Origin of the sequence: Streptomyces sp. MB09-02B, assembly GCF_033794485.1 — a bacterium.
GTDB lineage: Bacteria > Actinomycetota > Actinomycetes > Streptomycetales > Streptomycetaceae > Streptomyces.
This window is the reverse complement of the sequence record NZ_JARGEE010000426.1, coordinates 1-7,246: the sequence shown is the minus strand read 5'-3', so window position 1 is coordinate 7,246 and position 7,246 is coordinate 1. Positions and strand designations below refer to the sequence as shown.

8 protein-coding genes are annotated in these 7,246 nt (G+C 68.1%); 5 read left to right on the top strand and 3 right to left on the bottom strand.

Annotated elements, in window-relative coordinates:
• Window positions 1-16 precede the first annotated feature (16 nt).
• Window positions 17-1,258: an NADP-dependent malic enzyme gene (locus P1P70_RS36805; protein ID WP_319245525.1), complete on the bottom strand. Its 1,242-nt coding sequence runs from the start codon at window positions 1,256-1,258 to the stop codon at window positions 17-19.
• Window positions 1,259-1,867: 609 nt separating this feature from the next.
• Between P1P70_RS36805 and P1P70_RS36800 the strand changes: the two genes are divergently transcribed.
• The 3 genes from P1P70_RS36800 to P1P70_RS36790 are packed head-to-tail and all read left to right on the top strand — an operon-like array spanning window position 1,868 to window position 4,576.
• Complete coding sequence (locus P1P70_RS36800; protein WP_319245524.1) at window positions 1,868-2,830, top strand: ABC transporter substrate-binding protein; 963 nt, start codon at window positions 1,868-1,870, stop codon at window positions 2,828-2,830.
• A gap of 46 nt (window positions 2,831-2,876) precedes the next feature.
• Window positions 2,877-3,818, top strand: coding sequence for an amino acid ABC transporter permease (locus tag P1P70_RS36795; protein ID WP_319245522.1), 942 nt, complete (start codon window positions 2,877-2,879; stop codon window positions 3,816-3,818).
• Complete coding sequence (locus P1P70_RS36790) at window positions 3,815-4,576, top strand: amino acid ABC transporter ATP-binding protein (RefSeq protein ID WP_319245520.1); 762 nt, start codon at window positions 3,815-3,817, stop codon at window positions 4,574-4,576. The genes P1P70_RS36795 and P1P70_RS36790 overlap by 4 nt, the downstream gene beginning before the upstream one ends.
• A 121-nt stretch (window positions 4,577-4,697) precedes the next feature.
• Here P1P70_RS36790 and P1P70_RS36785 read toward each other — a convergent pair whose 3' ends face one another.
• Window positions 4,698-5,456 carry a class I SAM-dependent methyltransferase gene (locus P1P70_RS36785; protein WP_319245519.1) on the bottom strand — a complete coding sequence of 253 codons (759 nt, stop codon included), beginning with the start codon at window positions 5,454-5,456 and terminating at the stop codon, window positions 4,698-4,700.
• A 125-nt stretch (window positions 5,457-5,581) separates the two neighbouring features.
• Between P1P70_RS36785 and P1P70_RS36780 the strand changes: the two genes are divergently transcribed.
• Entirely contained in the window at window positions 5,582-6,211 is a 630-nt protein-coding gene (locus P1P70_RS36780; protein WP_319245517.1) for a CGNR zinc finger domain-containing protein, read from the top strand.
• Here P1P70_RS36780 and sodX read toward each other — a convergent pair.
• Window positions 6,115-6,549 carry a nickel-type superoxide dismutase maturation protease gene (sodX, locus tag P1P70_RS36775; RefSeq protein WP_319245515.1) on the bottom strand — a complete coding sequence of 145 codons (435 nt, stop codon included), beginning with the start codon at window positions 6,547-6,549 and terminating at the stop codon, window positions 6,115-6,117. The two genes, P1P70_RS36780 and sodX, sit on opposite strands and share 97 nt — an antisense overlap.
• Before the next feature lie 156 nt (window positions 6,550-6,705).
• Here sodX and sodN point away from each other — a divergent pair, with 156 nt between their 5' ends.
• Window positions 6,706-7,101, top strand: coding sequence for a superoxide dismutase, Ni (sodN, locus tag P1P70_RS36770; RefSeq protein ID WP_045558998.1), 396 nt, complete (start codon window positions 6,706-6,708; stop codon window positions 7,099-7,101).
• Window positions 7,102-7,246: the final 145 nt, after the last annotated feature.

Genomic DNA, 7,246 nt, shown 5'->3' with positions numbered 1-7,246 from the left:
CCACCACCCCCACGGCTCAACGCCGAGCCACACCCTCCGCCCGAGCCGCCGCGGCAACCGCCGCAGTCACGGCAGGAGCAACCCGCTCGTCGAACGGCGACGGAATCACATAGTCCGCCGCAAGATCGTCCCCGACCACCGACGCCAACGCCTCAGCCGCCGCGATCTTCATCCCCTCGGTGATCCGGGAGGCCCGCACCTGAAGGGCCCCCGCGAAGATCCCCGGGAACGCGAGAACGTTGTTGATCTGGTTCGGGTAGTCGGAGCGCCCGGTGGCGACGACCGCCGCGTACTTGTGGGCGACGTCCGGGTGCACCTCGGGGTTGGGGTTGGCCATGGCGAAGACGAACGCGTTCTCCGCCATCGAGGCCACCGCCGCCTCCGGGACCGTACCGCCGGAGACGCCGATGAAGACGTCCGCGCCCGCGAGGGCGTCCTCCAGGGAACCCGACAGGCCGGCCCGGTTGGTGAGCTCGGCGAGCTCACGCTTGACCGGCGTGAGGTCCTCGCGGTCCACGGAGACGATGCCCTTGCGGTCGGTGACCGCGACGTCGCCGAGACCGGCCTCCAGCAGCATCTTGGCGATGGCCACGCCCGCCGCGCCCGCACCCGAGATCACCGCGCGCAGGTCGCCGAGCCCCCGGCCGGTCAGCCGGGCGGCGTTCCGCAGCGCCGCCAGCGTCACGACCGCCGTACCGTGCTGGTCGTCGTGGAAGACGGGGATGTCGAGGGCTTCCTGCAGCCGCTTCTCGATCTCGAAGCAGCGGGGGGCGGAGATGTCCTCCAGGTTCACGCCGCCGAAGGAGGGGGCGAGGCGGACCACGGTCTCGATGATCTCGTCCACGTCCGTGCAGGCGAGCGCGATCGGCACCGCGTCGACGCCGCCGAACTGCTTGAACAGGATCGCCTTGCCCTCCATCACGGGGAGGGAGGCCTCGGGGCCGATGTCGCCGAGGCCGAGGACCGCCGTACCGTCCGTCACGACGGCGACGACCGACGACTTCCAGGTGTAGTCGTTGACCAGGTCGGGCTGCTCGGCGATGGCGGTGCACACCCGCGCGACGCCGGGCGTGTAGGCGAGGGACAGGTCGTCCTTGTCCCGGATCGGCACGGTGGCCTGCACGGCCATCTTGCCGCCGCGGTGCAGGGCGAACGCGGGGTCGAAGGAGTCGAGGGAATTGAGGGGCTCCCCGCCGCCTTCCTGGCCCGTACTGCCGTCGCCGTTGTCGGTGCGAGGATTGACAATCTCCGCTGCCACTTTGTGTACCCCTTAGGTCTGCATGGTTTGAGGGTGACCGCTCCCGGTTCGGAGGCGGGCGGGCACCGCGTGAGGCCCAGGTCACCGGTACGTACGGCGACGCCTGCGGGCTCAGACGCGACGGGCGCGCCGCACACGCGCCCTGGGCCCCGGATGAGGGGTGTAAGGAACCTTCTTACCGGACGGACGGCGCCGACGACGAGTCCATACGTCTTCATACCTCGAAGGTCACAACTCGAAGGTCATTTGAAGACGATCATGGTTGGTTCGACTCATCGACGGATGGCGGGACAAGTCGGGCCACATCACGACAAGTCCTCTACGGCCACGTGTGCGGAGTTCGCAGCCGACCGCATCCTGAGATGCACCGAAGATCTTCCGGTCGAAGGAAGGGAATCCCGCACATGGTCCGGTGTGATCGCCCGGTCCGCAGCGGTTCGTAGGTCATTCGGGGGTCACCCGTTATCCGATTTTGACATGGCTGGTCATCTGATTGCACATGCCCGAATGGCAAGATGCCGTAATCACACGAGGTCGCCACACTCGAAGACGCGTGTTAATCGTCGACCTGTCGGCAACTCCACACCACCCCCGCCGGAGGAACCCACCATGACCGCAAGCACCACCCGTCGTACGACCGGCCTGCGTTCCCGTACAGCCGCGGTCGGAGCGATCGCGGTCGCGGGCGCCCTGCTGCTCACCGCCTGCGGTGACCAGACCAAGAAGGACAACGGCTCCGAGAGCGCCTCCACCAGCGCGGCGCCGCTGGCGGACAAGCTCCCCGCGTCCGTCCGGGACAAGGGTGTGATCAACGTCGGTTCCGACATCGCCTACGCCCCGGTCGAGTACAAGGACGAGTCCGGCAAGGTCGTCGGCATCGACCTCGACATCGCCGCGGCGATGGGCAAGCAGCTCGGCGTGGAGTTCAAGTTCCAGAACGCCACCTTCGACACCCTCATCGGTGGTCTGGCCGCCAAGCGGTACGACATCGCGATGTCGGCCATGACCGACACCAAGGACCGCCAGGAGGGCATCGACGCCGACACCGGCAAGAAGGTCGGCGCCGGCGTCGACTTCGTCGACTACTTCACCGCGGGTGTCTCGCTCTACACCAACAAGGGCGACGACCAGGGCATCAAGACCTGGGACGACCTGTGCGGCAAGACGATCGCCGTGCAGCGCAACACGTTCTCGCACGACCTCGCCAAGGACCAGGCGAAGAAGTGCAAGGACAACAAGAAGGAGGCGCTCAAGATCGAGGACTTCGCCACCAACCCCGAGGCCGAGACCCGGATGCGCTCCAAGGGCGCGGACGTCGTCTCCGCCGACTACCCGGTGGCCGCGTACTCGGTGAAGACCTCCGGCGGCGGCGACTACTTCGAGATCGTCGGCGACCAGGTCGAGGCGGGCCCCTACGGCATCGCCGTGGCCAAGGACAACACCGAACTGCGTGACGCGCTGCAGGCGGCCGTCCAGGCGATCATCGACAACGGCGAGTACGAGAAGATCATCAAGAAGTGGGGCGTCGAGGACGGCGCCGTCACCGAGGCCAAGGTCAACGGCGGCTCCTGATCACCGCGGTTCCTGATTCTCGGCTCGGTTCTGAAAGGCTCCACCCGTGACTGTTGACGTCAGCAAGACGGACGGTCCCTCGGACACGCCCCCCGCCGGCCCGGAGGCCCTCAAGGCCGTTCCGGTCCGGCACCCGGGGCGCTATGTGTCCGCGGCCATCGCACTCGCCCTCCTCGGTTCGATCGTCTACGCCTTCGCGCAGGCCAAGAAGATCAACTGGGGTGCGGTCCCCGACTACTTCTTCGACGACCGCATCATCGAAGGCGTCCTGAACACCCTGCTGCTCACCGTGCTGTCCATGGTGATCGGCATCGTCGGCGGCATCCTGCTCGCCGTGATGCGACTGTCCAAGAACCCGGTGACCTCGTCGGTGGCGTGGTTCTACATCTGGTTCTTCCGCGGCACGCCGGTCCTGGTCCAGCTCTTCGTCTGGTTCAACCTGGGCCTGGTCTTCGAGTACATCAACCTCGGGCCGATCTACAAGGACTACTGGTCGTCCTTCATGACGCCGCTGCTGACGGCGCTGCTCGGCCTCGGCCTCAACGAGGCCGCGTACATGGCGGAGATCTGCCGTGCCGGTCTGCTGTCGGTGGACGAGGGCCAGACCGAGGCGTCGCACGCGCTCGGCATGAGCCACGCCAAGACGCTGCGCCGGATCGTGATCCCGCAGGCGATGCGCGTGATCGTGCCGCCCACGGGCAACGAGGTCATCAACATGCTGAAGACCACGTCGCTCGTCTCGACGGTGCAGTACGTGGATCTGCTCAAGGCGGCCCAGGACATCGGCCAGGGCTCCGGTTCCACGGTGGAGATGCTGTTCCTCGCCGCCGCCTGGTACCTGATCCTGACCAGCATCTTCAGCGTCGGGCAGTACTACCTGGAGCGGCACTACGCGAAGGGGTCCTCCCGGTCCCTGCCGCCGACACCGATGCAGCGTTTCAAGACGGCCGTGCTGCCGGTGCGCCGTCCGAAGGGAGTCTCGGCATGACCGCCATGGTGAAGGCCGAGGGCATCCACAAGTCGTTCGGCCCCGTCGAGGTCCTCAAGGGCATCGATCTGGAGGTGCAGACGGGCGAGGTGTTCTGCCTCATCGGTCCGTCCGGCTCCGGCAAGAGCACGTTCCTCAGGTGCATCAACCACCTGGAGAAGATCAACGCCGGGCGGCTGTACGTCGACGGCGAGCTGGTCGGCTACCGCCAGAAGGGCGACAAGCTGTACGAGCTCAAGGACAGCGAGGTCGCGCTCAAGCGGCGTGACATCGGCATGGTGTTCCAGCGCTTCAACCTGTTCCCGCACATGACGGCCGCGGAGAACGTCATGGAGGCGCCGATCCAGGTCAAGGGCGTCGGCAGGGGCCAGGCCCGTGAGCGCGCCCATGAGCTGCTGGAGCGCGTCGGCCTCGGCGACAAGGCGGGCAACTACCCCTCGCAGCTCTCCGGCGGCCAGCAGCAGCGCGTGGCCATCGCCCGGGCCCTGGCCATGGAGCCGAAGCTGATGCTCTTCGACGAGCCGACCTCGGCGCTCGACCCGGAGCTGGTGGGCGACGTCCTCGACGTCATGCGCGACCTGGCCGAGTCCGGGATGACGATGGTCGTCGTCACCCACGAGATGGGCTTCGCCCGCGAGGTCGGCGACAGCCTGGTCTTCATGGACGGCGGTGTGGTGGTCGAGTCCGGCAACCCCCGTGACGTGCTGACGAACCCGCAGGAAGAGCGGACGCAGTCGTTCCTGTCCAAGGTCCTCTGACCGACCGGACACACGAGCGGACGAGCGGACGGACGGACGAGGGGCGGTACGGACATCCCGTACCGCCCCTCACTCGTGTCACGGGCCGGCCCTCACTCATGCCACGGGCCGGCCGGCTCGGTCACTTCACCGCCAGCACCATCGAGTCCGAGGGCGAGCACCACACCGCGCGGGCCTCGGCGAAGCCCTGCTCGCGCAGGACCCGGGCGTGCCAGTCGACGCTGTGGAAGTCGCCGTCGGCGTGCTCACCGTAGATCTCGAACCGGCGGGCCGTCGGCGCGGCGAGCACGGGGTCCTGGGCGGCGAGCTGCCACCACGCGGCCCAGTCGAGGACACCGTCCGCCTTGGCTTGTTCCATACCCGCGTGCCGGTGCGCGCGCTCCGCCGCGTTGATCCGGGGCGTCGACTGGTCGATCATGTGGTCCGCGTTCATGAAGACACCGCCGTCGCGGAGAAGTTCCGCGACCTGACCGTAGAGGGCGGCGAGGGGTTCGCTGTGCAGCCAGTGCAGGGCTGTGGCCGTCAGGACGGCGTCGTACGAGTCGTACGGCAGCCGGGCCGGCCAGTCGGGGTCGGTGAGGTCGGCGGTGACGAAGGTGACCCGCGGGTCACCCTCGAACGTGCCCTCGGCGATGGCGAGGAGGGCCGGGTCGAGGTCCACACCGGTGCTGACGGCCTTCGGGAACCGCGTGAGCAGCCTGGACGTGATGGAACCCGTACCGCAGGCGAGGTCGAGAACGCGGGGCTCGGGGCCGGTGAAGGCCTCGACCATGTCAAGCATCACCCGGAACCGCTCCTCACGGTCCGGCAGATACAGCTCCTGCTGCCGGTCCCAGCTCTCCTGCCAGGCCTGCCAGTCGGTTCCTGCCGTGGTGGTCATGAGGTCCCCTTCCTCGGTGTACCGCTTGTACCGCTTCTTCCGGCTACCGCGTAATACCCTGTAAGCAAGAGCAGCCATTACTTGACCCGCACCACGACATTAGAGCGCCCCCGTAAGGACTACAAGTGGAACTGGCCCATTACTCGGACTACGCCGTACGCCTCGTCAACACCGAGGAACCGGCCCGGGGCAAGGACACGCTCACCTCGGTCGAGGCCGTCCGCGATCTCTTCGGACCCAGCCGGCAGGCGGCCCGGCGGGCGACGGACGCCGACGTCACCCGGTTCCGGTCGGTGCGGGCCCGGCTGCGCTCGGTCTTCGAGGCCGCGAACGACGGCGACGAGACCCTGGCCGTGGACCTGTTGAACTCGTTGCTGCTCGAATTCCCGGTGAGCCCGCAGATCTCGGGGCACGACTTCCGGGACGACGACGGCCGCCCGCTGTGGCACATGCACCTGGCGGACCACCCGTCCAACGCGACGGCGGGCTATGCCGCCATCGCCGCGATGGGCCTGGCCTTCCACCTCACCGAGTACGGCGTGGACCGGCTCGGCCTGTGCGAGGCCGCGCCCTGCCGCAACGCCTACCTCGACACCTCCACCAACCGCTCCCGCCGCTACTGCTCGGACCGCTGCGCGACCCGCGCCAACGTGGCGGCCTACCGGGCCCGCAAACGCCTGGAGGCGGACCGGTCGCCGAACACGGGCCGGGCCGCCGAGAACGCCCAGCGGGCGAGCGCGAACGGCGAACGCTGACCCTCGGGCCTGGGCCGATACCGGAACCGCACCTTCCCCAGGACCAGTTCATCGGGGACGACCCCGTAGTCCGTGCTGTCCCCGCCCGCGTAGGCGTTGTCCCCGAGGACCCACCAACCACCGTCGCGCCGCTCGGCGATCCGCTTCACGACGAGCAGGTCCTGCTGGAAGGGGTGGCGCAGCACGAGCACGTCACCGACCCGCAGGCGTGCCCCGTAGTGGACGAGCAGTTGGTCCCCGTGGCGCAGCGTCGGAACCATGGAGGGCCCCGTGACCTCGGCCACCCCGAAGGGCAGGAGGGCCCTGTCCCGCTCGCTCTCCTGCGACGGCTCCGGCATCACCCGGCACCTCCCCGGTCCGTTCCTCTCCAGTGCTCCACCAGTCCCAGTCTGACCCCGGACTTTTGTCCTAAGCCCATGGGGGCACTCGCGAAAACCTCTCTCGCAGGGAGTAATCTCCCACCTGAGAAGACGATCACGAGGAAGGAATGCTCCATGCTTTCCCGCCTGTTTGCCCCCAAGGTCAAGGTCAGCGCCCACTGCGACCTGCCCTGCGGTGTGTACGACCCGGCCCAGGCCCGCATCGAGGCGGAGTCGGTGAAGGCCGTGCAGGAGAAGATGGCCGCCAACGACGACGCGCACTTCCAGGCTCGCGCGACCGTCATCAAGGAGCAGCGCGCCGAGCTCGCCAAGCACCATGTGTCGGTCCTCTGGAGCGACTACTTCAAGCCCCCGCACTTCGAGAAGTACCCGGAGCTGCACCAGCTGGTCAACGACACCCTCAAGGCCCTCTCGGCCGCCAAGGGCTCGACCGACCCGGCTACGGGCCAGAAGGCTCTGGACTACATCGCCCAGATCGACAAGATCTTCTGGGAGACCAAGAAGGCCTGAACCGGCCTCTCTCGTCCGCACCCGGTCCGTATACCGCCGTCTCGCACGGCGGTGTGACGGGCCGGGTGCGGTCGTGTTCGGGGCTGTACGGGCCGTTCGCCGACGTGGGTCAGGGGGTCGGGTCGGGGCCGGGCCAGATCGCGGA

Coding starts and splice junctions, on each gene's coding strand:
- P1P70_RS36800 (WP_319245524.1), top strand. CDS start 1,868: ATGACCGCAAGCACCACCCGTCGTACGACCGGCCTGCGTTCCCGTACA.
- P1P70_RS36785 (WP_319245519.1), bottom strand. CDS start 5,456: ATGACCACCACGGCAGGAACCGACTGGCAGGCCTGGCAGGAGAGCTGG.
- sodN (WP_045558998.1), top strand. CDS start 6,706: ATGCTTTCCCGCCTGTTTGCCCCCAAGGTCAAGGTCAGCGCCCACTGC.
- sodX (WP_319245515.1), bottom strand. CDS start 6,549: ATGCCGGAGCCGTCGCAGGAGAGCGAGCGGGACAGGGCCCTCCTGCCC.
- P1P70_RS36790 (WP_319245520.1), top strand. CDS start 3,815: ATGACCGCCATGGTGAAGGCCGAGGGCATCCACAAGTCGTTCGGCCCC.